The organism is Sulfitobacter sp. PS-8MA (assembly GCF_040933935.1).
Lineage (GTDB): Bacteria > Pseudomonadota > Alphaproteobacteria > Rhodobacterales > Rhodobacteraceae > Sulfitobacter.
In genome coordinates, this window is sequence record NZ_JBFQYJ010000006.1 from 1,222,434 (window position 1) to 1,245,760 (window position 23,327).

The 23,327-nt window shown below is 61.8% G+C and carries 24 protein-coding genes; 9 read left to right on the forward strand and 15 right to left on the reverse strand.

The features are described from left to right. The first annotated feature begins 12 nt into the window (after positions 1-12). The gene (locus AB4M76_RS09935) at positions 13-1,278 is read left to right on the forward strand and encodes a glutamate-5-semialdehyde dehydrogenase (RefSeq protein ID WP_368441672.1); all 1,266 of its coding nucleotides are present in this window, start codon (positions 13-15) and stop codon (positions 1,276-1,278) included. Positions 1,279-1,281: 3 nt separating this feature from the next. Here the strand turns inward: AB4M76_RS09935 and AB4M76_RS09940 are convergent, their stop codons facing one another. Then, positions 1,282-1,884: a histidine phosphotransferase family protein gene (locus AB4M76_RS09940; protein WP_368441674.1), complete on the reverse strand. Its 603-nt coding sequence runs from the start codon at positions 1,882-1,884 to the stop codon at positions 1,282-1,284. 30 nt (positions 1,885-1,914) lie between these two features. Here AB4M76_RS09940 and AB4M76_RS09945 point away from each other — a divergent pair, with 30 nt between their 5' ends. The 5 genes from AB4M76_RS09945 (at position 1,915) to tsf (ending at position 5,845) form a co-directional block, all read left to right on the forward strand. Next, on the forward strand, positions 1,915-2,100 hold the full coding sequence (locus AB4M76_RS09945) for a DUF3553 domain-containing protein (RefSeq protein WP_368441675.1): 186 nt from the start codon (positions 1,915-1,917) through the stop codon (positions 2,098-2,100). Positions 2,101-2,247: 147 nt separating this feature from the next. Next, positions 2,248-3,006 (forward strand): GNAT family N-acetyltransferase, encoded by a 759-nt coding sequence (locus AB4M76_RS09950; protein WP_368442416.1) that lies wholly within the window; start codon positions 2,248-2,250, stop codon positions 3,004-3,006. Continuing rightward, positions 3,003-3,839, forward strand: a complete 837-nt coding sequence (locus AB4M76_RS09955) for a lysophospholipid acyltransferase family protein (protein ID WP_368441676.1) — start codon at positions 3,003-3,005, stop codon at positions 3,837-3,839. Before AB4M76_RS09950 ends, AB4M76_RS09955 begins: the two co-directional genes overlap by 4 nt. 154 nt (positions 3,840-3,993) lie before the next feature. Then, complete coding sequence (gene rpsB / locus AB4M76_RS09960) at positions 3,994-4,872, forward strand: 30S ribosomal protein S2 (RefSeq protein ID WP_368441679.1); 879 nt, start codon at positions 3,994-3,996, stop codon at positions 4,870-4,872. A 97-nt stretch (positions 4,873-4,969) separates the two neighbouring features. Continuing rightward, positions 4,970-5,845 (forward strand): translation elongation factor Ts, encoded by an 876-nt coding sequence (tsf, locus tag AB4M76_RS09965; protein WP_368441680.1) that lies wholly within the window; start codon positions 4,970-4,972, stop codon positions 5,843-5,845. A 251-nt stretch (positions 5,846-6,096) separates the two neighbouring features. On the opposite strand, the gene AB4M76_RS09970 is transcribed toward tsf, so the two are convergent. From AB4M76_RS09970 to AB4M76_RS10025, 12 genes are all read right to left on the reverse strand, one after another. After that, on the reverse strand, positions 6,097-6,843 hold the full coding sequence (locus AB4M76_RS09970; protein ID WP_368441681.1) for a LuxR family transcriptional regulator: 747 nt from the start codon (positions 6,841-6,843) through the stop codon (positions 6,097-6,099). Further along, positions 6,843-7,280, reverse strand: a complete 438-nt coding sequence (aroQ, locus tag AB4M76_RS09975) for a type II 3-dehydroquinate dehydratase (protein ID WP_368441683.1) — start codon at positions 7,278-7,280, stop codon at positions 6,843-6,845. Before aroQ ends, AB4M76_RS09970 begins: the two co-directional genes overlap by 1 nt. Positions 7,281-7,521: 241 nt before the next feature. Continuing rightward, on the reverse strand, positions 7,522-8,211 hold the full coding sequence (gene phoB / locus AB4M76_RS09980) for a phosphate regulon transcriptional regulator PhoB (protein WP_368441684.1): 690 nt from the start codon (positions 8,209-8,211) through the stop codon (positions 7,522-7,524). 4 nt (positions 8,212-8,215) lie between these two features. Further along, positions 8,216-8,923, reverse strand: coding sequence for a phosphate signaling complex protein PhoU (phoU, locus tag AB4M76_RS09985; protein WP_368441685.1), 708 nt, complete (start codon positions 8,921-8,923; stop codon positions 8,216-8,218). A 4-nt stretch (positions 8,924-8,927) separates the two neighbouring features. After that, entirely contained in the window at positions 8,928-9,725 is a 798-nt protein-coding gene (pstB, locus tag AB4M76_RS09990; RefSeq protein ID WP_368441686.1) for a phosphate ABC transporter ATP-binding protein PstB, read from the reverse strand. 14 nt (positions 9,726-9,739) lie between these two features. Next, positions 9,740-11,095: a phosphate ABC transporter permease PstA gene (pstA, locus tag AB4M76_RS09995; protein WP_368441687.1), complete on the reverse strand. Its 1,356-nt coding sequence runs from the start codon at positions 11,093-11,095 to the stop codon at positions 9,740-9,742. Further along, the gene (gene pstC / locus AB4M76_RS10000) at positions 11,092-12,588 is read right to left on the reverse strand and encodes a phosphate ABC transporter permease subunit PstC (protein ID WP_368441688.1); all 1,497 of its coding nucleotides are present in this window, start codon (positions 12,586-12,588) and stop codon (positions 11,092-11,094) included. Before pstC ends, pstA begins: the two co-directional genes overlap by 4 nt. A 68-nt stretch (positions 12,589-12,656) precedes the next feature. Then, positions 12,657-13,697 carry a substrate-binding domain-containing protein gene (locus AB4M76_RS10005; RefSeq protein WP_368441689.1) on the reverse strand — a complete coding sequence of 347 codons (1,041 nt, stop codon included), beginning with the start codon at positions 13,695-13,697 and terminating at the stop codon, positions 12,657-12,659. Positions 13,698-13,838: 141 nt separating this feature from the next. Further along, complete coding sequence (locus tag AB4M76_RS10010) at positions 13,839-14,891, reverse strand: ATP-binding protein (RefSeq protein WP_368442417.1); 1,053 nt, start codon at positions 14,889-14,891, stop codon at positions 13,839-13,841. A 1-nt stretch (position 14,892) separates the two neighbouring features. Further along, complete coding sequence (locus AB4M76_RS10015; RefSeq protein WP_368441690.1) at positions 14,893-15,414, reverse strand: gamma carbonic anhydrase family protein; 522 nt, start codon at positions 15,412-15,414, stop codon at positions 14,893-14,895. Further along, positions 15,411-16,058, reverse strand: a complete 648-nt coding sequence (gene gmk / locus AB4M76_RS10020; protein ID WP_368441691.1) for a guanylate kinase — start codon at positions 16,056-16,058, stop codon at positions 15,411-15,413. The genes AB4M76_RS10015 and gmk overlap by 4 nt, the downstream gene beginning before the upstream one ends. Positions 16,059-16,061: 3 nt before the next feature. Continuing rightward, entirely contained in the window at positions 16,062-16,940 is an 879-nt protein-coding gene (locus tag AB4M76_RS10025) for a YicC/YloC family endoribonuclease (RefSeq protein ID WP_368441692.1), read from the reverse strand. A gap of 177 nt (positions 16,941-17,117) precedes the next feature. Here AB4M76_RS10025 and AB4M76_RS10030 point away from each other — a divergent pair, with 177 nt between their 5' ends. Next, positions 17,118-17,855: a PAS domain-containing protein gene (locus AB4M76_RS10030; protein WP_368441694.1), complete on the forward strand. Its 738-nt coding sequence runs from the start codon at positions 17,118-17,120 to the stop codon at positions 17,853-17,855. Between the two features lie 93 nt (positions 17,856-17,948). Here the strand turns inward: AB4M76_RS10030 and AB4M76_RS10035 are convergent, their stop codons facing one another. Continuing rightward, positions 17,949-19,319: a class II 3-deoxy-7-phosphoheptulonate synthase gene (locus tag AB4M76_RS10035; RefSeq protein WP_368441696.1), complete on the reverse strand. Its 1,371-nt coding sequence runs from the start codon at positions 19,317-19,319 to the stop codon at positions 17,949-17,951. Positions 19,320-19,508: 189 nt separating this feature from the next. Here AB4M76_RS10035 and AB4M76_RS10040 point away from each other — a divergent pair, with 189 nt between their 5' ends. Next, entirely contained in the window at positions 19,509-20,513 is a 1,005-nt protein-coding gene (locus AB4M76_RS10040) for a GlxA family transcriptional regulator (RefSeq protein ID WP_368441697.1), read from the forward strand. Here AB4M76_RS10040 and AB4M76_RS10045 read toward each other — a convergent pair. Then, a complete protein-coding gene (locus AB4M76_RS10045; RefSeq protein ID WP_368441698.1) occupies positions 20,510-21,598 on the reverse strand; it encodes a PQQ-dependent sugar dehydrogenase in 1,089 nt (362 codons plus the stop codon). The genes AB4M76_RS10040 and AB4M76_RS10045 overlap by 4 nt on opposite strands. A gap of 186 nt (positions 21,599-21,784) precedes the next feature. Between AB4M76_RS10045 and AB4M76_RS10050 the strand changes: the two genes are divergently transcribed. Continuing rightward, positions 21,785-22,969: an ABC transporter substrate-binding protein gene (locus tag AB4M76_RS10050; protein ID WP_368441699.1), complete on the forward strand. Its 1,185-nt coding sequence runs from the start codon at positions 21,785-21,787 to the stop codon at positions 22,967-22,969. Positions 22,970-23,327 lie beyond the last annotated feature (358 nt).

The following is a 23,327-nucleotide window of genomic DNA, read 5'->3' on the forward strand; positions in this document are numbered from 1 at the left end:
GACAGTAAGCCGATGTACGATAAGGATAATATCCCAGCACTGATGGCCGAAATCGGCGCCGAAGCACGCGCGGCAGCGACGCATCTCGCCAGCGCCACCGCGGAGCGTAAATACGCAGCTTTGATCGGGGCCGCCGAGGCGGTGTGGCGCAATCGGAAAGACATTATCGAGGCAAATGCCAAGGACCTCGACTTTGGCCGCGAGAAAGGGCTGTCGGAGGCGATGATGGATCGGCTCATGCTTGACGAGCCGCGCATCCGAAGCATGGTGGACGGGCTGCGCTCGGTCGCTGAACAGGCCGATCCGGTGGGCGAGGTCATCGCCGATTGGGACCAGCCCTCGGGGTTGAACATCCAGCGCGTGCGCACCCCGCTCGGGGTGATCGGCGTGATCTATGAATCGCGGCCGAATGTGACCGCCGACGCCGGTGCGCTTTGCCTCAAGGCCGGGAATGCCGTGATCCTGCGCGGCGGGTCTGAGAGCCTTCATTCCTCCCGCGCCATTCATGCCTGTCTGCAGGAAGGTCTGCGCGGTGCCGGGCTGCCCGAAGCGGCAATTCAACTGGTCCCGACCCGAGACCGCGCCGCGGTGCGTGAGATGTTGACCATGACCGATACGATCGACGTAATCGTGCCGCGCGGCGGCAAGGGCTTGGTCGGCTTGGTCCAACGCGAGGCCCGGGTGCCGGTTTTTGCCCATCTCGAAGGCATCGTTCATATCTATATCGACGCCGACGCCGACCCGGAAAAGGCGTTGAAAGTCGCGTTGAACGCCAAGACCCGCCGTACCGGGATCTGCGGTGCCGCCGAATGTCTGCTGATCCATGAGAAAATCGCTGCGACCATCGGTCAGGGGGTCATCCGGGCGCTGATCGATGCGGGCGTCGAGGTGCGGGCGGATGCGGCCTTGCAGACCATCCCCGGCACTGTCGCCGCGCAGCCTGACGATTGGGGGCGCGAATATCTGGATATGACCGTCGCCGCCCGCGCGGTGCGGGATGTGGAGGATGCCATGGCGCATATTCGGACATATGGCTCTGGCCATACCGATTGTATCCTGACCGAGAATGCCGAGACCGCCGCCCAGTTCCTGAACGGGCTGGATTCGGCCATTCTGATGCATAATGCCTCTACCCAATTCGCAGATGGCGGGGAGTTTGGCATGGGCGCCGAGATCGGCATCGCAACCGGCAAGCTCCATGCGCGCGGGCCGGTGGGTGCGGCCCAGTTGACCAGTTTCAAATACCTCGTGCGGGGCGATGGCACGGTGCGCGGCTAGGCGTCAGAATGTCAGCCTAAGCTCTGTATCCCTCACCTGAAACGCAACCTGGCGGCCCATGTCCGCCGCCAGCAGCGGGAGCAGAGCAAATTGGACCTGCGCGGGCTGTAGCTGGGTTTCCTGTTCGGGATCGGTCAGCAGCCCCCAGAAGGAGGGTTCGATGCCGATCTTGTCGGCGCGGGCGGTCAATGTGAACAGGCCGCCGGCCTCTTCGATCCGGATATGCCCGCCGTGGTGCAAGGCGCTTTCCAGACAGAGCAGCGCCAGAAAGCTCATCCGCACGGCGGAGCGCGGCTGCGGCGCATCGATCTGCCATTCGACCTCAAACCTTGTGCCAGCGAAAAGATCGCGCAGGATCGAGATGATCTCACCATTGCCCATGCTCTGCTCGCCCGCCGCGCCAAAGGCGATGCGAAAGAACCGGACCCGGGCCGAGGCGCTTTCCACACTTTGACCGATGAGGTCCAGTTCCGGCCCCGGCGCGGCCCCGGTGCCGGACATGTTTAGCAATTCCAGCCCATTGTTGATCGCGCCGATGGGCGATATCAAATCATGACAGATGCGGCTGCCAATGAGGGCAGGCAGATCTAGGTTATGTTTGCCCATGATGGCCCTCCGATCGGGATAGGATTGCATATGGAAGATCTAAACGCGCTGCTGGCGCCGGGCATGTTGGTGCAGCATCCTGATCGGCCCGACTGGGGCACCGGACAGGTGCAAAGCAACATCGGCGGCAAGGTAACGGTCAACTTTCGCGACCATGGCAAAGTAGTCATAGACAGCTTCCGTTTGGGGTTGATCCCCGTCTTTGATGAAGGATGATCCTTTTTAAAACCTTAACGTTGTACAATACTTCCAAAGAGCAACCTAAAGAAGAGTAACCCAGGGCATTGGGCTTTGGCAAGTGTTGCGCTGCCGGGGCCGATTGCCTATCAGGCGGGGACGTTCACCAAGGCGCAGGAATGGCCAATGCCGCGGGCAGTTGCAGCAGATTTTCAGGTCAGACTGGCCCGAAGCGAGGCCGATGTAGAGGCCGCGCAGCGCTTGCGTTATCAGGTGTTCATCGAGGAATTGGGCGGCGGCGGCGCGCTTGTCGATCATGCGGCAGGGCTTGAGAAAGATCGCTTTGACCCGTTCTTTGACCATCTGTTGCTGACCGATCAGCGCAATGGCAATCTGGCCGGGGTCTACCGTGTGATGCGGGATGATATGGCGGCGCGGGCAGGGGGGTTCTATTCAGAGCAGGAATACGATCTGACTCCCTTGCGCAACTCCGGCAGACGCTTGCTGGAGTTGGGGCGGTCCTGCCTGCACCCGGCCTATCGCGGCGGTGCGGCGATGCATTACCTCTGGGGGGCGCTGGCGCAATATGTGGCGGATCATGAGATCGAAGTGCTCTTTGGCGTGGCAAGTTTTCTCGGCACGGAGCCGACCGCTTTGGCGCAGCCGCTGTCGCTCTTGCACCACCGGCACCTGGCCCCGCCGGAACTGCGCGTGCGGGCCAAGACCTTCCACCGGATGGATTTGATCCCCGATGCCGCGCTGGACCGCCGGGCCGCGACCTCGGCCTTGCCGAGCCTTATCCGCGCCTATCTGCGCCTTGGCGGCACCGTGGGCGAGGGCGCTTTTGTCGACCATGACTTCAACACCACCGATGTCTGCCTGATCCTCGACACCCAGCGGATGAGCCCGCGCGGGGTGCGGATTTACCGCGGGGCGGCCGCATGAGCACGACATGGGACAGTGACCAGCCCCCGCCGCGTTTTCGGCTGACACCTGCGGGGTTCATTCTGGTGCTGCTGCGGGGCCTTCCGCTGGCGCTGCTGGTGTTCGGCGGGCTGGGGGTCTTGCTGCTCCTGAGGCTCATCGAACAGCCCCTCTGTGGCGTGCGGCGGCCCGTAACGCCCTATATTACCCAATTCGTCTGCCGGAACGCCTTTCGCATATTGGGAATGCGGTTCATCCAGCGCGGTGCGCCCATGGCAGGACGCGGTGCCGTGGTGGCCAACCATACGTCATGGCTTGATATTTTCGCGTTGAACGCGGCGAAGCGGGTCTACTTCGTGTCGAAATCCGAGGTCGCGGGATGGCCCGGCATCGGCTGGCTGGCGCGGGCGACGGGCACCGTCTTTATCCGCCGCGACCGGGCCGAAGCGCGCAGCCAGACGGAGGTCTTTCGCACCCGTCTCATGGCCGGGCATAAGCTGCTGTTTTTCCCCGAAGGTACCAGCACCGACGGGCGGCAGGTCTTGCCGTTCAAAACCACGCTTTTCGAAGCCTTCTTTGACCCCATATTGCGTGACCAGATCGCGGTGCAGCCGGTCACCGTGATCTACCACGCGCCGCAGGACGCCGATCCGCGCTTCTATGGCTGGTGGGGCGATATGTCCTTCGGGGCGCATTTCCTCACCACGCTGGCAGCACCACGTCAGGGCGCGGTGGAAGTGATCTACCACAGCGCCTTGCCGGTTGCGGGGTTTACCGGGCGCAAAGATCTGGCGCGGGCTTGTGAAGCGCAGGTGCGGGCCGGGCATGCGGATCTGCCGAGTGCCACGCAATAAGCCCTTGCGCTGCGGCCCGCGCTGACATATATGCGCCCCACTTGAACCCGCAGTCGGGGTTGGGCCTTTTGGGGAGAAATCCCAGATCGTCCGCCGGTTGGCAGCATGAGGCTGTCATACCCCCGATGAGGCTAAACCGGAAAGGTATAAAGACATGGCTCTTCCTGAGTTCTCCATGCGCCAGCTGCTTGAAGCAGGCGTACACTTTGGTCACCAGACACAGCGCTGGAACCCCCGCATGGGCCCGTATATCTACGGCGCACGCAATGGCATCCACATCATGGACCTGACGCAGACCGTCCCTATGCTGGACGATGCGCTGAAAGTGATCCGTGACACCGTCGCCAAAGGCGGCAGCGTTCTCTTCGTCGGCACCAAGCGTCAGGCCGCCCAGCCGATCGCCGAAGCCGCAGAGAAATGCGCCCAGTATTACATGAACCACCGTTGGCTCGGCGGCACGCTGACCAACTGGCAGACCGTTTCGCAGTCGATCAACCGTCTGAAGTCGATCGACGAACAGTCCGAGCGCGGCTTTGAAGGCCTGACCAAGAAAGAGCGTCTTGGCATGGAGCGTGACCAGTTCAAACTGGAAGCCTCGCTGGGCGGTATACGCGAAATGGGCGGTCGTCCTGACCTGCTCTTCGTCATCGACGTGAAAAAAGAAGCCCTGGCGATCGCCGAAGCCAACAAGCTGGGCATCCCGGTTGTGGCCGTGGTTGACACCAACTGCTCGCCCGATGGCATCGACTACATCATCCCCGGCAACGACGACGCGGCCCGCGCCATCGCGCTCTACTGCGATCTGGCCGCCCGCGCGGCGCTTGACGGCATGTCCGCCCAGCTGGGCGCGGCAGGCGTTGACCTTGGCGCCATGGAAGAGGCACCGCAGGAAGAAGCTGTCAGCGAAGGCGAAAGCACCGGCGTCGAAATCGGCAATGCCTCCGAAGAGACCCTGCATGACGATGCCATGGCCAAAGACGCACCGCTGGACATCGAATCCAAAAAAGAGACCGTCGCTGAAGCGAAAAGCTAAGCCGCACGGATCAGAAACACGGGGCAGGGCGACCTGCCCCGATTTCCCAATATCACGGGCCGCTGGCCCGACCTTATTTCCAAAGGAGAACCAAGAGATGGCAATCACAGCATCCATGGTCAAGGAACTGCGCGACAGCACCGGCGCAGGCATGATGGACGCCAAGAAGGCACTGACAGAAAACGACGGCGACATGGAAGCCGCGGTTGACTGGCTGCGCACCAAAGGTCTGGCCAAAGCGGCGAAGAAATCCGGCCGCACGGCTGCCGAAGGTCTTGTGGCCGTCAAGGTCGAAGGCGGTCACGGTGTTGCGGTTGAAGTGAACTCCGAAACCGATTTCGTCGGCAAGAACGCTGAATTCCAGTCCATGGTCAGCAACATCGCCGAAGCGGCGCTGAAAGTCGATGATGTCGAAGCGCTGAAAGCGGCAGAGATCAACGGCAAATCCGTTGAGACCACTCTGACAGACGCCATCGCCAAGATCGGCGAAAACATGTCCCTGCGCCGCATGCAGAGCATCGAAGGCGAGACCGTTGTCTCCTACGTCCACAACGCTGCCGCACCCGGCATGGGCAAGATCGGCGTTCTGGTCGCCATGAAGGGCGGCGACGAAGCCTTTGGCAAGCAGGTTGCGATGCATATCGCCGCTGTGAACCCGGCGTCGCTCTCTGAGGCTGATCTGGACCCGGCGGTTGTCGAGAAAGAAAAGCAGGTCCAGATGGACATCGCCCGTGAAAGCGGCAAGCCCGAAGCCGTGATCGAGAAGATGATCACCGGCCGCATGCAGAAATACATGTCCGAAGTGACGCTGGTGAACCAGTCCTTCGTCGTGAACCCGGACCTGACCGTCGGCAAGGCCGCCGAAGAAGCAGGCGCCACCATCACCGGTTTCGTGCGTCTGGAAGTTGGCGAAGGCATCGAAGTCGTCAAGGAAGACTTCGCAGCCGAAGTGGCGAAAGCTGCCAAGGGCTAAGCCCTGCGCTTCACTAAGACCAGAAAGGCGGCTCACTCATGTGGGCCGCCTTTTTTTACGAGAACATTGGTTAGAAAAATACAGTCGGTCCCGTCAGGCGAAAATATACCTGACTGAGACCGGCGGCTTGAAAAGAGCCTTGGTATTGCAAGGGTTGAAAAGCCGTAGCTCAGCGACGAATCTGCCGTAAGCTGTTGTTAAGATGCTTTGGGAAGGGCGCGGTTAACAGTCCGGGATTCCATACCCGGAATTCAGCTTTTTACCTTGAACATTTGATTTGCAAAGGCGGCCTTCAACACAGCCTGGGCCGTGGTCTCCACCGCCAAGGCCTCGCGGGCCAATTTGAGGTGTTTTTCCACCGTTGCAGGGGTCAGCCCCATCAACATGGCAACGTCGCGCGTGGTCTTACCGTCACCGACCCATTCCAAGGCTTCACGCTGCCGCTGGGTCAGGCTGCGGGCCGGATTGCTATAGGGCAGGCAGAGTATTTTCAGATGCGCGATCTCGTTCATCAACTGAATATCCGCGCCATGCATCGCCCAAAGCTGATCGACCTCCTCCTGCGTCATGCCGCGTTTCGCGGTCAGCGCAATGGCGCCCTTGGCGCGGGCAGACGCGGTCTTGAAACTGACCGTATAGCCGGCGGTAACGCCCATAGTTTGGTTAAATTCCAGCACCTTAGCCTCTTCGGCGCTGCATTCGGCACCGCCGCGCAGCGTGCCCCAGCTGCAGGAGCCTTCGTTCTCCAAAGCCCAGCGAACCATCGGCGCCCGGTGGTACAATCCGGCGCCAAAGAACTGGTCGAGATAGGCCCGGTCATGGTTGCTCAGGACAACAAAATCCTCCGGATCCCCCATGGAATTCGGGCTCAGATAGCGTGTGAAGCCGTAAATCAGCCGATCAAATCCAAAGCTGCGCATCTGCGCGACATGCGCTTCCCATAGCGCTTCGATCGTCGAGCTACGCGCGACTACGTGCAAGTAATCACGCAGGTTCATTAGCTTATCAGCCGCTTGCCGAGGGCCTGCAGGGCCATGACATACCCATAAGCACCGAACCCGCAGATCTGTCCAACCGCGACCGGCGCGATATAGGAGGTATGGCGAAAGCTCTCGCGGGCGTGGATATTGCTCAGATGGACCTCGACGACAGGCAGTTCGACCGAGGCAATGGCATCCATCAGCGCGATTGACGTATGGGTATAGGCGCCCGCGTTGAGGATGATCCCGTCATGAACACCGCGCGCGGCGTGGATCAGGTCAATCAACGCGCCTTCGTGGTTCGATTGTTCAAAAGCCATGCGCAGTCCCAACCGGGCAGCCTCTGTGGTGCAGAGGGTTTCGAGGTCGGCAAGGGTCGTCTTGCCATAGACCTCAGGCTGTCGTGTGCCCAAAAGGTTCAGGTTCGGGCCATTCAAAATGAGGACGGAAGGCATAAAGGCTCGCTTAGATCGTTTATACACTGTTAGCGGAGCCCGGGTGGCGCTGTCTAGCATCAGCTGTGATTACAGTTCGCCTGTGGCGGGAACAACGCAGCTATCGTGCAGTCTATGCGGTAAACTGGCGACGCGAGGCGTTCGGATGGGGGCATTATTGCAGTTCCCAGCCAAACACAGATGTCGCACTCATAATCAGTATTATGTAAATAAAACGTTAACGCAGCGCGCGCAAATCCCGCTATTCGATGGAATACCCAGCCCCACGCACCGTGCGGATCGGATCATCACCCCCGCAGGTCGCCAGCGCTTTGCGCAGTCGCGCGATATGCACATCGACCGTGCGGGTATCAACGTAGATGTCGCGCCCCCAGACGTGATCCAAAAGCTGTTCACGGCTGAACACCCGACCGGGCTTTTCCATCAGCGTCAGCAGCAGCCGGTATTCCTTCGGGCCAAGTTTCAGCTCTTCCCCGGCGCGGCTGACCCGGTGGCGCTCCGGATCGAGCGTAATGTCGGCGCAGGTCAATACGACACCTGTCGCCGCAGGCCGCGCGCGGCGCAGTTGCGTGCGCACGCGGGCCATGAGCTCGCGGATGTTGTAAGGTTTGATGACATAATCATCGGCCCCGGTGTCCAGACCGCGCACGGTATCGACTTCCTCGGACCGGGCCGACAGCATGATGATCGGAATGGCGCGGGTCTCGGGCCGGGTCTTGAGTTGGCGGCAGACTTCGATGCCGCTCATCAGGGGCATCATCCAATCGAGAATGATCAGATCAGGCGCCGCCTCGGCAATGAGCATCATCGCTTCTTCGCCATTCTCGGCGCGGCGCACGGCAAATCCTTCGGCCTCAAGATTATAGGCCAGCACTTCGCGCTGCGCCGGCTCATCCTCGACCAGCAGCACTTGTGGTTGTATCGCGGCCATCGTCTTAGGTCTTTGCCGCGACCGAGGTCCGGTCCGCCTTGGGCCGATCTTCCTCTGGCATCTCGCCGGTAACAAGATAGACAACCTGTTCGGCAATCGCGGTGACATGATCACCCATGCGCTCCACGTTTTTCGCGATGAAATGCAGATGCATACAGGCCGTGATATTGCGCGGGTCTTCCATCATGAAGGTCAGGAATTCGCGGAACAGCGCGTTGTACATCTGGTCGACATCTTCATCGCGGGCGATCACATCGCGGGCTAGATCCGCGTCCCGCTGGATATAGGCGTCGAGCGCGTCTTTCAGCATGGCCTCAACCGTGCCGGCCATGCGCCGGATCGCGCCGGTGCTGTCGCTGACCGGTTCCATCTGGTTCAACACGGTGCTGCGCTTGGCCATGTTCTTTGCATAATCCCCGATCCGTTCGAGGTTGGCGCTGATCTTGATGACGCTCAGGATCAGCCGCAGATCAATCGCCGTGGGCGCGCGCAGCGCGATGACCCGGGCGGCGCTTTCGTTGATCTGTTCTTCAAGCGCGTCAATCGCCTTGTCCCCTGCCCTGACCTCCTGCGCGAGTTCGGCGTCGCGGGTTTCAAGCGATTGGGCACCGCGCAGAATGGCGGCCTCCACAAGTCCGCCCATCTTTAGGATCTGCGCCTGAACGGCTTCGAGATCACGGTCAAAGGCTGATGCAATATGTTGTTCTGACATGGTTTTATCCAATCCGGCCTGTGATGTAGCTTTCCGTGCGGGGGTCTTGGGGTCTGGTGAAGATATCATCGGTATCGCCAAACTCCACAAGGTTTCCGAGGTGGAAAAAGGCGGTCTTCTGGCTCACGCGGGCAGCCTGCTGCATGGAGTGCGTCACGATCACGACCGAGTAATTCTGGCGCAGCTCGTCGATCAGCTCTTCGACCTGCGCCGTGGCGATCGGGTCCAGGGCGGAGCATGGCTCGTCCATCAAGAGCACTTCCGGTTCGGTCGCCACGGCGCGCGCGATGCAAAGCCGCTGTTGCTGGCCGCCGGAGAGCCCGGTGCCGGGGGCGTGCAGCCGGTCCTTCACCTCGTCCCAGATCGCCCCGCGCCGTAGCGCTTGTTCGACGATGCCATCAAGGTCGGCCTTGTTGCGGGCCAGCCCATGAATGCGGGGGCCGTAGGCTACATTGTCGTAGATCGATTTCGGGAATGGGTTTGGCTTTTGAAACACCATGCCGACCTTGGCGCGCAGCTGCACCGGATCGACCCGTTTGTCATAGATGTCTTCACCGTCGATGCGGATGTCACCGGTCACGCGGGCTGCATCAATTGTGTCGTTCATCCTATTGATACAGCGCAAGAAAGTCGATTTCCCACAGCCCGATGGACCGATGAAGGCGGTGACCGTTTTATCGTTGATATCGATGTTCACATCACGGATCGCCTGGCTGTCGCCATAGTAGACCTGCACGTCGCGCGCGGCGATTTTGACGGGGTGGTTTGTCACATTATGCTCCAGAATTTGCGTATCTCTCATTGTCCCGTCCCTTGTTACCAGCGGCGCTCGAACCGGCGGCGCAGCAGCACTGCGATGGCGTTCATGGCGATCAGAAACACCAGCAGGATGATGATGCCGCCCCAGGCGCGTTCGTAGAAGGCCGGGTCGGCGCGTTTTGCCCATTCGTAGATTTGCGCGGGCATGGCGGAGTTCGGGGCCATCAGCCCTTCGGCAAGGCTTTCGGGCGGGTTGGAGGCGATGAAGCCGACCATGCCAATCAACAGCAGCGGTGCGGTTTCGCCAAGCGCCTGGGCAAGGCCGATGATCGTGCCCGTCAGGATGCCCGGGGCCGCCAGCGGCAGCACATGGTGGAACACCGATTGCATCTTCGATGCCCCGACCCCCAAAGCCGCGTCACGGATCGATGGTGGCACGGCTTTCAGCGAGGCGCGGGTCGAGATGATGATCGTCGGCAGGGTCATCAGCGTCAGCACCAGACCACCGACCAGCGGGGCCGAGTTTGGCAGATGCATGTAGTTGATGAACACCGCGAGGCCGAGGATGCCGAAGACAATGGATGGCACCGCCGCAAGGTTGCTGATGTTCACTTCGATAATGTCGGTGATCCAGTTCTTCGGGGCGAATTCCTCAAGGTAGATCGAAGCCGCCACGCCGATGGGCAGGGCCAGCACAAGCACCACCAGCGTCATGGCAAAGGAGCCCAGCATCGCGACCCCCATGCCCGCCGCTTCGGGCCGGGCGTCAGAGGCATCGGCGCCGAGGATGAAATCGAGGTTGAAGCGTTTCTCGATGCTGCCATCGGCAATCAGCGCATCGACCAGATCAAGCTGCGCGGCGCTGATGTTCTTGTCATTGGCGATGCTGTCGCGGCTCACGCGGCCCTTGAGATAGCCGTCAACCCGGCTGTTGGTCAGGAACTCGAATTCGACCGCGCTGCCGATCAACTCGGGGTTGGCCAGCACATGGTCGCGCAATTGGGCGGCGGCGTCCTTTGACAGAAGGTCGGCCATGGCCTTGGGCTTCAGCGTGGTATCGATGCCCGCTTCTGCGACCTTTGCTTCGAAAGCAGCGGTCATCAGCGGCGTATAGCCAAAGGTCGACACTTTCTTGATATCCGCCAGATCGCGATTGCCCTTCTTGTCGAGCTTCTCTTCGAGCAGCGGCACCGACAGGGTGACATAGGTCTGCTGAAACGCGCCCGTGCCGCGCGAAATGATGGTAAAAAGCAGTGTCAGCAGCATCAGCAGGCCGATGGAAATGGCGAGGATACCATAGATCTTGAAGCGTCCCTCGGCTGCGTTGCGGCGTTTGCTGCGCCCGTCTTGCACCAGCAAGGAGGCGCCGCGCGGGTCCGCGATGGGGGCTGCGGGGTTGGGAATATCGCTCATTCGTACTGCTCCCGGTATTTGCGCACGATGTAGAGGGCCAGCACATTCAGACCCAAGGTCAGGACGAAGAGGGTCAGGCCAAGGGCAAAGGCCACCAGGGTCTCGGGGCTGGCGAAATCGCTGTCCCCGGTCAACTGGCTGACGATGCGGGTGGTGATGGTGGTCATGGCGTCCAGCGGATTGGCCGAGATGCGGGCAATGGCCCCTGCCCCCAACACCACGATCATGGTCTCGCCAATGGCGCGGCTGGCGGCCAGCAAGACGGCGCCCACGATGCCAGGCAGGGCCGCAGGCAGCACCACTTGGCGGATCGTCTCGGACTGGGTCGCGCCCAGCCCGAAAGAGCCGTCGCGCAGCGACTGCGGCACCGCGTTGATGATGTCGTCGGAGAGCGAGGAAACAAAGGGGATCAGCATGATGCCCATCACCAGCCCCGCGGTCAGGACCGAGGTCGCCCCCGACATCCAGTCAACGCCCAAGAGCCCCTCTTCGCCGCGCCCGAAGATCTGCACCAGAAACGGCCCCACCGTCAGCAGCGCGAAAAGACCGTAGACGATGGTGGGAATGCCCGCGAGGATTTCCAACAGTGGCTTGGCCGTGGCGCGGACCTTGGGGCCGGCGTATTCACTGAGGTAAATCGCGGCGAAAAGCCCGATCGGCACCGCCACCAGCAGCGCGATGAGCGAGATGTAAAGCGTCCCCCAAAGCAGCGGCAGGATCGACAGGTCACTGTCGCCGCGGAAGTTTGGCGCCCAGGAAGACCCGAAAAAGAAGTCTGTCCAGGGGTGCAGCTTGAAGAAGTTGACCGTCTCAAACAGCATCGAGAGCACGATGCCAACGGTTGTGAGGATCGCGAGAGAGGCCGCCAGGATCAGCAGCGCTTTGACGCCCTGTTCCACCCGGTTGCGGGCGCGGAACTCGGCGTGGCTTTGGCGAAGGGCCAACAGCAGCCCGGCGAGGGCCAAAAGCACCACCACGATATTGCGCCCGAGATAACCCGTGACATTCAACTCGCGGTAGGTCTGCGCGGCGTTCAGAATCTCGGGGCTGACCTCGGCGCCAAGGGCAACGCCGCGACCGGCCAGCCAAGTGCTCAGATCATCGGAGACGGTCAGCGCCGCGGCCTCGGCCCCGGTCATCACCCCCGCCTGCACCGCCTCATCCAGCCCCTCGGCCAGACGGCGCAGGTCGCTCATGACGAGCGCCACAGAAGACCCCTCCGGCACGGCCTGGGCCGGGATCATCCCCGCGACCCAGGATTGCACGAGCATCGGCTGCAGCAGGAGCCAGATGCCCAGAGCCAGAAGCGCCGGCACCGCCACATTCATCACGGCGTTGTAGCCATAATAGCTGGGCAGGGAATGCAGCCTGCGGCTGTCCCCTCCGGCAGAGACCATCGCCCGCTGGCGGGCAATCAGATAACCGCCCAGAGCCAGCGCCGCGATCAGCGCGACCAGCGGCAGTAGCGCAGCTGTTGATAGAATTTGTCCCACATGTCCCCCAGTGGATCAAAACGCAAAACCGAAGGCGGTCGCCCGCCCCCGGTGTTGTCCGTTTGGCTTTAGGAACCGCCGCCGATCACGGTTTCCTCGGTCACGACGGTCTGGGTCTCGGCCAGTTCGGGGTCCGATACGAGGCCATATTCGGCGAGCGGGCCATCGGGGCCGGCCACTTCGTCAGCGACAAAGAATTCAGCGTATTCCTTCAGGCCGGGGATCACACCGATGTGGGCTTTCTTGACGTAGAAGAACAGCGGGCGCGACACCGGGTAGTCACCGGCTGCGATGCTCTCGGTGGTGGGTTCAACGCCGCCCATGGTGGCCACCTGCAACTTGTCGGTGTTGTTCTCGTAGAACGCCAGACCGAAGACGCCGATGCCGTCTTTGTTGCTCTCGATCCGCGCCAGCGTCTCGGTATAGTCGCCGTCGATGTCCACCGAATTGCCGTCGCTGCGCAGGCTGATGCACTCTTTTTCAGCCGCTTTCTTGTCGCCCCCGGCGGCCTCAAGGAATGTCTCGAAATCGCCTGTGGCTTCGCAGCCCGCGAGGATCACGTTCTCTTCAAAGACTTCGCGGGTGCCGTGTTTGGTGCCGGGTATGAAGGCCTGGATCGGCTGGGCGGGGAAGTCGGGGTTCACCTGATCCCATGTGGTGTAGGGGTTCTCGGTCACCTCGCCATCGACCACGACATTGGCGGAAAGCGCCTTGTACCAGTCGGTCGGCGTGAACTCAAAGCTGTTGCCGTTGATGTCAGAGGCGAAGACGATGCCGTCATAGCCGATGCGCACTTCGATAATGTCGGTCACGCCGTTCTCGGCACAGGCCGCCACTTCGGCCTCTTTGATCTGGCGCGAGGCATTGGCCACGTCGATGGTGTTCTCGCCCACGCCTTCGCAGAAACGCTTGAGGCCCGCCGAAGAGCCGCCCGATTCCACGACCGGTGTCGGGAAGTCAAAGTTCTCGCCAAAGGCTTCGGCGACGATGGAGGCATAGGGCAGCACGGTCGAAGAGCCGGCGACCTGAACCTGATCCCGCGCGGCAGCAGCGGTGGCGGATACGGCGGCAATGGCCAGGGCGGAGGTTGTGAGTTTTGCGAGGGACATGAGGTCTCCTGTCAGATGCGAATTGGCGACCACCCCATGGTGATCTGGCCCAAGGTCTATGAAGGCCGTGCTGCGCTTATGTGACAGGTCTGTTACAGTTTCATGACAGGGGGCCGCGGCCCCGAAAATTTGTCCAGAAATTTAGGACATGTCTCTCTGAAGTGGTAAAATCACTTTAAAATCAGCGCCTTCGCCTAGGGTGCTGGTGACCCGCATCCGCCCTCTGTGCCGGTTCAGAATATGTTTGACGATGGCCAGCCCCAGCCCGGTGCCACCCAGACTGCGGCTTCGGTGGCTGTCGACACGGTAGAATCGCTCGGTCAGCCGCGGGATATGCAGCGGATCAATACCGGGGCCGTGGTCCCTGACGCTCACATGTACCGCAGCGCCGCGCATGGCGGTGTCTTGGGGGGTGATCCGGAGGGTGATCTCGACGCTGTTGTCGCGCCCCCCGTATTTGATCGCATTCTCGATAAGATTGGTGAAAACCTGCATCAACTGGTCCGCATCGCCAAGCACGGTCGCCGGGGTGTCGCCGAGGTCGGGCGCGAGGGTGACGTCCCTTTCGGCGGCCAAAGGCGCGAGGTTGCGCAGGGTCGCGTTTAACACATCGCGCAGGTCGACCTGCGCATCGGGCCGCACCCGCTCTTCGGCCTCGACCCGGCTCAGAGACAGCAACTCGCCCACCAGCCGGTTCATGCGCTCGGCCTCTTTGCCCATGATCTCCAAGAAACGTTCCCGGGCCGCCGCATCCTCGCGCGCCGGGCCTTGCAGGGTTTCGATAAAGCCCATGAGCGCAGTCAGCGGGGTGCGCAGCTCATGGCTGACATTGGCCACGAAATCCCGCCGCATCTGGCCTGCCTGCGCCATTTCGGTGATGTCATTGAAGCTCAGCAAGACCACACCGTCGCCACCCAAAGGCCGCAGGCTGACGTCAAAGGTGGCCCCGCTCTCGCCCGCCGCGGTGACGTAACGCGCCTGCTGCGGCCCCTGCCCGGCAAGGCATTTCTCGACCGCCGCCACCAGTCCCGGCTGCCGCAGCGCGGTGATGTAATGCCGCCCCGCCAAGCCTTTGCCCAGCAATGCTTCGGCAGCGCCGTTCAGGGCGGTGATCCGTTCATCCGCATCGATCGTCAGGCTTGCCAGCGGCAGCGCCGCGACCAGTTCGGTCAGGGTGACAGGCGTGTCGCCCATGTCAAAGAGGTTCGAGATCGCGCCGGAAGCGGCTGGCGTTTTCGGCATAGTGTTTGGCACTGGCGGTCAGGGCCTGGATCGCGGCTTCGTCCAGTTTCCGCACCACTTTGCCCGGCACGCCCATCACCAGAGAACCGTCGGGGATGACCTTGTTTTCGGTAATCAAGGCGCCCGCACCGATCAGACAGTTCTTGCCGATCTTGGCGCCATTGAGCACCGTGGCCCCCATGCCGATCAGCGAATTATCCCCGATGGTGCAGCCGTGCAGCATGACCTTATGGCCGATGGTGCAATCTTCGCCCACGGTCAGCGGATAGCCCATATCGGTGTGAAAGACGCAGTTCTCCTGCACATTGCTGCCGCGCCCCACGGTGATCCTCTCATTGTCGCCGCGCAGGGTGCTGCCGAACCAGACCGAGGCCGCCGGGCCAAGGGTCACCTTGCCGATGATATTGGCATCGGGCGCGACCCAGGCATCGGGCGAAACGTCGGGGCGGGCGTCGGCTAAAGCGTAAAGGGTCATTTCAACTCCTCAAATTCGGATTGCAGGCGGCGGACATGGTCCTTGATCGCGGGCTGCTGGCTAAGCCGCAGCCGCGCGGCGGTGATGATGGATTTCAGCCGCGCCTCGGTCTGGTCGAGGTCGTCGTTGATCAGCACGAAGTCATAGCCGTCCCAGTGGCTGATCTCGTCCCAGCTTTTGCCCATCCGTTTCGCAATGGTCGCGGCATCGTCCTGGCCCCGGCCTTCGAGCCTGCGCTTCAGCTCGGTGATCGAGGGCGGCAGCAGGAAGATCGACAGCGTATGGGTGTTCAGGTCCGAGTTGCGGATCTGCTGCGCGCCCTGCCAGTCGATGTCAAAGAGGATGTCCTGCCCTTGATCAATCGCATCCTGCACCGGCGCTTTCGGCGAGCCGTAGAAGTTGCCAAAGACATGGGCGTGCTCCAGCATTTCGCCCTTGGCCACGGCTTGGCGGAAATCATCCTCCCCGACAAAGCGGTAATCCTTGCCGTCTTCTTCGCCCGAACGCGGGGCGCGGGTGGTGGCGGAGACCGAGAAATTGATCGTCGGGTCCCATTCCCGCAGCGCCCGCGCCATGGTCGATTTGCCCGCGCCCGAGGGCGAGCTGAGGATGATCAATAGGCCGCGTCGGCTTTGTTTGCTCACGTCTTACTCCACATTCTGTACTTGTTCGCGCATCTGGTCGATCACGGCCTTCAAGGCCAGACCGGCTGTCGTCAATTCGCTGCTCTGCGCCTTGGAGCAGAGCGTGTTGGCCTCGCGGTTGAACTCCTGCATCAGGAAATCGAGCTTGCGCCCTACCGGACCGCCCTGCCCGATCAGATCGCGGGCGGTGGCAACATGGGCGGCGAGGCGGTCGATCTCTTCCGTCACATCGGCTTTGACCGCGATCAGGGCCAGTTCCTGCGCCACTCTGTCCGCATCGGCCCCCTCGCTGTTCTCCAACACCCGCGCCAGATTGCGCTGTAGCGTTGCGGCCATCTCGTCTTTGCGCGCCTCGGCCAAAGCGGCGGCGCGGGCGGCGAGCGTGTCGATCTCGGAGAGTTGGTCGTGCATCACCTGCGCCAATGCCGCGCCTTCGGCTTCGCGCATGGCGTTGAAATCGGCCAAAAGCGCGGGGAATTCCTCCAGCAAAGCGGCGCGCAACCCTTCGGTGTCTTGCGCCTCCTCCGCCTGTTCCAAGACGCCGCGCAGGGTCAGCAGATCGCTGGCCCGCGACGGGGCGAGGGACACCCCGGCATCCATCGCACGGGCCTCGATGTCATGCAGCGCCGCCAGAAGCGCATCGACCTGCGCGCGGCTCACCTGAAGCGCGCCGTCGCTTTCGTTGCGGGAAATCCGCAGATTGCAGGTGATATTCCCGCGCGCGGCGGCCGCTGTCAAAGATTTGCGAAGCGCGGTTTCCAGCCCCTCGATCCAGTCCGGCACGCGCAGACGCAGGTCCAGCCCCTTGCCATTGACCGCGCGCAGCTCCCACGACCAGCTCCAACTGTCGAAGCTGCCCGAGCCTGCGGCAAAACCTGTCATCGACCTGATCATTGGCGTGTTTCCCATTCTGGCTGCTGTCTTGCCTTACGGTGAAACCGGCAAAGGGAGCAAGCCCCCCGGCCCCGAAGCGGGTCCGGCCAAGCCTTGATGCGCGTTAACCAATCGCCGCGATATCGGAAGAATCGGCGGCTCTGATGCCCTATTAATGAGTTGGTAATGATTGCGAACCAACCGCCGGGGGCGCGGGGCGCGATGGGGAGGGTGAGTGCGATGGACAAGACAGGCCAGAAGGCGCAAAATGTGATCCGCATGGCTGATCACCGAACATACGAAGGCTATGGCCCACTGGCGCAGGTCGAAGCCTATTGGGAAGCGCTGCGCGGCAACCGGTTGATGCCCTGCCGCTCGGACATTGATCCGCGTGGCATCGAAGACGCCTTGCCCTATGCTTTTATCGCCGAACGGGTGGCCCCCGGCATGGCACGGTTGCGCATTGCGGGCACCCATCTGCGCGAGTTGATGGGGATGGAAGTGCGCGGCATGCCGGTGACATCGTTTTTCACCAGCACCGCCCGTCCTTTGGTCAGCGAGGCGCTGGAAGAGGTGTTTCAATTGCCGAGCCAGACCACGCTGCATCTGAGTGCCGCGGGCTCTTATGATCAGCCCGCCCTTGAAGCGCGCATGTTGCTGATGCCCTTGAAAAGCGATCTGGGGGACGTCAGCCGCGCGCTTGGCTGTCTGGTGGCCATGGGCCAGATCGGCGAGACGCCCCGCCGTTTTGATCTGACCCACCAAGAGCGGCGCGGCAGTCTGACCCGCCCGGCGGCGCCCCTGACCAGAGACCCGCGCATAGGCTTAATCCCGGGCTTTGCGGAGGATAAAGCCGCCTTTCGGCGCGCCGCCTCCCGGCGGCTGCCGCCCTATCTGCGCGTGGTGAAATCCGACGAGGAATAACCGCGCCCCACCCTTGGCGGATGGCCCCGTGCCAGACGTCTGAGACGCCGCTGCGCAGAATGCCAGCGGCGTCCGTTGTCTTTCGCGGCCGAGCTAGCCCGCCGCGCGGGTGGTCTGGGTCGAGCGCCGGTTCGACAGTTCCTCGGCCACCAAGAACGCCAGTTCCAGCGATTGGCTGGCGTTCAGGCGCGGATCGCAGGCGGTGTGGTAGCGGTCGGACAGGTCTTCGTCGCTCACCGCACGCACGCCGCCGGTGCATTCGGTCACATCCTGGCCCGTCATCTCGAAATGCACACCGCCGGGGACGGTGCCTTCGGCGTTATGCACGGCAAAGAACTCATGCACTTCGCGCAGCACGGAATCGAAGGGCCGGGTCTTGTAGCCGCTCGAAGATTTGATCGTGTTGCCGTGCATCGCATCACAGGTCCAGACGACATTGGCGCCCTCTTCCTGCACCGCTTTGACCAGACGCGGCAGGTGATCGCCGACCTGCCCCGCACCAAAGCGCGAGATCAACGTCAGGCGGCCCTCTTCGTTCTCGGGGTTCAGCTTGACCATCAACTGTTTCAGATCACCGCTGGTCATCGACGGGCCGCATTTCAGGCCAATCGGGTTCTGCACACCGCGGGCAAATTCCACATGCGCCCCGTCCGGCTGCCGGGTGCGGTCGCCGATCCAGATCATATGGCCCGAGCCTGCCAGCCATTTGCCGGTCTGGCTGTCGCGGCGGCACAGCGCCTCTTCATACTCCAGCAGCAAGGCTTCGTGGCTGGTGTAGAATTCCACCGATTGTAGCGTATGCGCGGTCTCCGAAGTCACCCCGGCGGCGGCCATGAAATCCAGCGTGTCAGAGATGCGGTTGGCGATCTCGCGGTATTTCTCGGCCTTCTCGTCATCGGTGAAGCCCAGGGTCCAGCCATGCACCTGATGCACATCGGCGTAGCCCCCGGTCGAAAAGGCGCGCAAGAGGTTCAGCGTGGCGGCAGCCTGGGTATAGGCGCGCAGCATCTTCTGCGGGTCGGGAATACGGGCGGTCTCGCTGAAGGCCAGATCATTGATGATGTCGCCCCGGTAGCTGGGCAGTTCCACCCCATCGACCACTTCGGTCGGGGCCGAGCGCGGCTTGGCGAATTGCCCGGCCATGCGGCCCAGTTTGATCACCGGCACCTTGGCCCCATGGGTCAGCACGATGGCCATCTGCAACATCACCTTGAAAGTGTCGCGAATGGCGTCCGAGCTGAATTGCTCAAAGCTCTCGGCGCAGTCACCGCCTTGAAGCAAGAACGCCTCGCCCCGGCCGGCTGCTGCCAGATGTTTTTTCAGACGGCGCGCTTCGCCCGCAAAGACAAGGACCGGATACCGCGCAAGCTGTTCCTCAACCGCCTGCAAAGCAGCTTGGTCAGGGTAATCAGGCATCTGCACGCGCGGTTTGCTGCGCCAGCTTGAAGTGCTCCAGTCTGTCATCGTCTGTTCTCCGCTCAACTTACCGAAACTCGGGCTCCGGTCAGCTTTACCTATACAAAAGCGCGGGGAAAGTGACCAGAAGCGAAATCACGGCTCTTGACCTTGCGTGAGGGCCGTGAGCAAAGTTCGCCGCAAGTCTGATGGCCGTGGCACCGCTGTCAGTTACGATCTGATTTGAAAGACGCCGCGATGTCCCACCCACGCTCGGCCACCCGCATCCCCCGCGACACCGACAAACCCCGGCGTTTTGTCTTTGTGCTGCTTGAGAATTTCACCCTGCTCAGCTTTGCCTCGGCGGTGGAATGTCTGCGGATCGCCAATCGGATGATCGGGCGCGAAGCCTACGCATGGCAGGTGGTGGGCGAAGATGGCGGCACCTGCACCTGCTCGGCTGGTGCGGTTTTCGCATTGGACGCGGGGCTAGAGGAATTGTCCCGTGATGACACGGTGATGATCTGCGGTGGCATCGACGTTCAGGCGGCGACGACGAAAAAGCTGCTGGCATGGCTGCGCCGCGAGGCGCGCAAGGGGTTGATCGTCGGCGGGCTCTGCACGGCGGCGCATACGCTGGCCAAGGCCGGGCTGCTGGATGGCAAACGGGCCACGATCCATTGGGAAAACCAAGACAGTTTTGCCGAGGATTTCGAAGAGGTCTTTCTCACCAAATCCGTCTTCGTGGCGGATGGCAATCGGCTGACCACGGCAGGCGGCACCTCCTCGCTTGATCTGATGCTCAAGCTGATCGCCGATGATCATGGCGAAGAGATCGCCAATGCGGTGGCGGATCAGTTGATCTATGCGTCCATCCGCACCGATCAGGACACGCAGCGCCTCTCCGTGCCGACCCGGATCGGCGTGCGGCACCCTAAGCTCAGCCAGGTGATCCGCCAGATGGAAAGCAACATCGAAGAGCCGGTCAGCCCCTCTATTCTCGCGCAGGAAGTGGGCATGTCGACCCGGCAGCTTGAACGGCTGTTCCGGCGCTATCTGAACCGCTCGCCGAAACGCTATTACATGGAACTGCGCCTGCAAAAGGCGCGAAACCTGCTGATGCAGACCGATATGAGCGTGATCAACGTGGCCCTGGCCTGCGGCTTTGCCTCGCCCTCGCATTTCTCCAAATGCTACCGCGCCCATTATGAAACGACACCCTACCGCGAACGCGGCAGCCATGCGACGCGGACCACGGTCTAGGGGGTGATGCGGTACACCGTGCCCCTGTCTTCGGAGATGAACCAGATGCCGCCATCCGGCCCTTCGACCACATCGCGCACGCGGGCGGTTTCGGGGGTCTTGATCTGCTCCACTTCCTCAAGCGGGTCACCGGAGAGCCGCGCGATATAGTCGAATTTCAGCGCGCCGACAAAGATATCGCCTTTCCAGTCGGGAAACTGCGCCCCGGAATAAACCATAAGCCCCGCGGGCGCGATGGACGGGTCCCAATAGAAAGCGGGCTGTTCCATACCCTCTTTCGCCGTGCCCTCCCCGATCTTCTCGCCCGAGTAATGCTCGCCGTAAGAGATCACCGGCCAGCCGTAGTTTGCGCCTTTGACAATGCGGTTCACCTCATCGCCGCCTTTCGCCCCATGTTCCGACACCCAAAGCCGCCCTTCGAGGTCGAGCCCCGCGCCTTGCGGGTTGCGGTGGCCGTAGGACCAGATTTCAGGCAGCACGCCGGGCATGTCGATGAAAGGGTTGTCATCGGGCACAGAGCCGTCGCGGTCGACCCGGATGATGCTGCCGTTATGGGTGCTGCGGTCTTGCGCGGCGGGCCGGTTGCCGCGCTCTCCGATGGTCATCAGCAGCGTGCCATCAGGGGCTTCCACCACGCGTGAGCCGAAATGCTGGCCGCCGGTGCTGCCGGGTTTCATGGCGAAAAGCTCGGTGAGGTTCTCAAGCCGCTTGGCGTCATCGGAAAGGCGTGCGCTGGCAAGCGCCGTGCCCGCGCCACCGCCTTCTTGCGGTGTCGCATAGGTAAGGAAGAGCATCCGGCTCTGTTCAAAATCCCGGGCGAGGGTAATGTCGAGCAACCCGCCCTGCCCCACCACCGCGATCTCTGGCAGACCGGAGACATCATGGCGGGTGTCGTCCTTTTGATAGATCAGCCGCCCGGCCTTCTCTGTCACCAGCAGCCCGCCCTCCGGCAAGGGCGCGACACCCCATGGGCCTTGCAGGTCTTCGATCATCGGCTCGATGGTCAGCGCCTTGGCCACATCGGCAATTCCGACGGCGCTCAAGGCGGCAAGGCTCACTGTGGCGATTGTGCGGGCGATAGACATGACGGCTCCTTTCGCAATGGGACGCTGTGCCACTGGATCTAGCCGAGGCCCGCGCCCTGTCCACCGCAGCCGATAAAGCGAGCGACAAGCCGCCTGCGCAAAAGCACGATAAATCGCCTTTTCTTTTCCGAAACCACGACCTAACGTCCCTATAGAACGAAAGTTCAACTAAGGGAGAGAAACCAAATGAAAAAAATTCTGATGGCCACAACGGCTGTTGCGCTGCTTGGCACGGGCGCCCATGCGGAAGACACGAAGATCGGCATCCTGCTGGGCTTCACCGGTCCGCTGGAATCGCTGGCCAATGACATGGCGGCGGGCGCTGAACTGGCGATTTCCGAAGTCAACGAGAGCGGCAACTTCCTCGACGGTGCCACCGTGTCCTCCGAGCGGGGCGACACCGGCTGTATCGACGCCGGTCTGGCCGTGGCCTCTGCTGAGCGTCTGATCACCTCGGACCGCGTCAAAGGCATCGTGGGGGGCATGTGCTCGGGCGAGACCACCGCCTCGCTGCAAAACGTCGCCATTCCGAACGGCATCGTGATGATCTCGCCCTCCGCGACATCGCCGGCGCTGTCGGATGTCGAAGACAACGGGTTGTTCTTCCGCACCTCGCCCTCGGACGCGCGTCAGGGTCAGGTTATGGCCGACATCCTGAACGACCGTGGCATCAGCGAAGTCGCCGTCACCTATACCAACAACGACTATGGTAAAGGTCTGGCCGACAGCTTCGAGACCGCCTTCAAAGAATCCGGCGGCACCGTCACCATCAACACATCGCATGAAGACGGCAAAGCGGATTACTCTGCCGAAGTCGGCGCACTGGCCTCGGCCGGTGGTGAAGTGTTGGTCGTGGCCGGCTATGTCGATCAGGGCGGCGCGGGCATCGTGAACGGCGCGCTGGACGCCGGTGCTTTTGATACCTTCATGTTCCCCGATGGCATGGTCTCCGACACGCTGGAAGAGAAGTTCGCCGAAAGCGCGGATGGCTCCTTTGGTCAGAACCCAAGTGCGGCGGGCGAAGGCCCCGACACCTACAAGAAGATGGGCGAAGAAGCCGGTTTCGAGCCGACCAACGCCTTCTCGCCTGAATCCTATGACGCGGCAGCCTTGATTCTGCTGGCCATGCAGGCCGCAGGCTCCAATGATCCGGCCGAGTATAAGGAAAAGGTCATGGAAGTCGCCAACGCACCGGGCGAGAAAATCCTGCCGGGTGAGCTGGGCAAAGCGCTTCAGATCATCAAGGACGGTGGCGATGTCGACTATGTCGGTGCCTCGGCGGTTGAGCTGATCGGACCGGGTGAGAGCGCGGGCAGCTACCGCGAGATCGAGATGAAAGACGGCAAGATGGTCACGGTCGGCTACCGCTGATCCTTGTTCCATTGAACCAACTTGGGCCCGGTCGCGCTGCGATCGGGCCTTTGCTTTTGCAAATCGACTTTTCTTTCGCAAGCTCAGTCTCTACAAACCGCCCCGCGAGGATGTGGGAAACATGTCCCGTTAGGGAGAGACAGATGAATAATAATGTGGTGGCCGCCAAGGCCATGGCTTTTTGCGCGGGAGGCGCAAAGGCCGACACGCAGGTTGCATCCTGCGCCAAGATCACGGCGCGGGCGCGTTTTCGGTGTCATCTGACCAAAACGGTCCCTTTCCAATATCGCATCTCGCTGTAATCATGGGCGTTGTCCGATAGTCGGACGACGCGTGACGTAACGACCAATAAAAACCA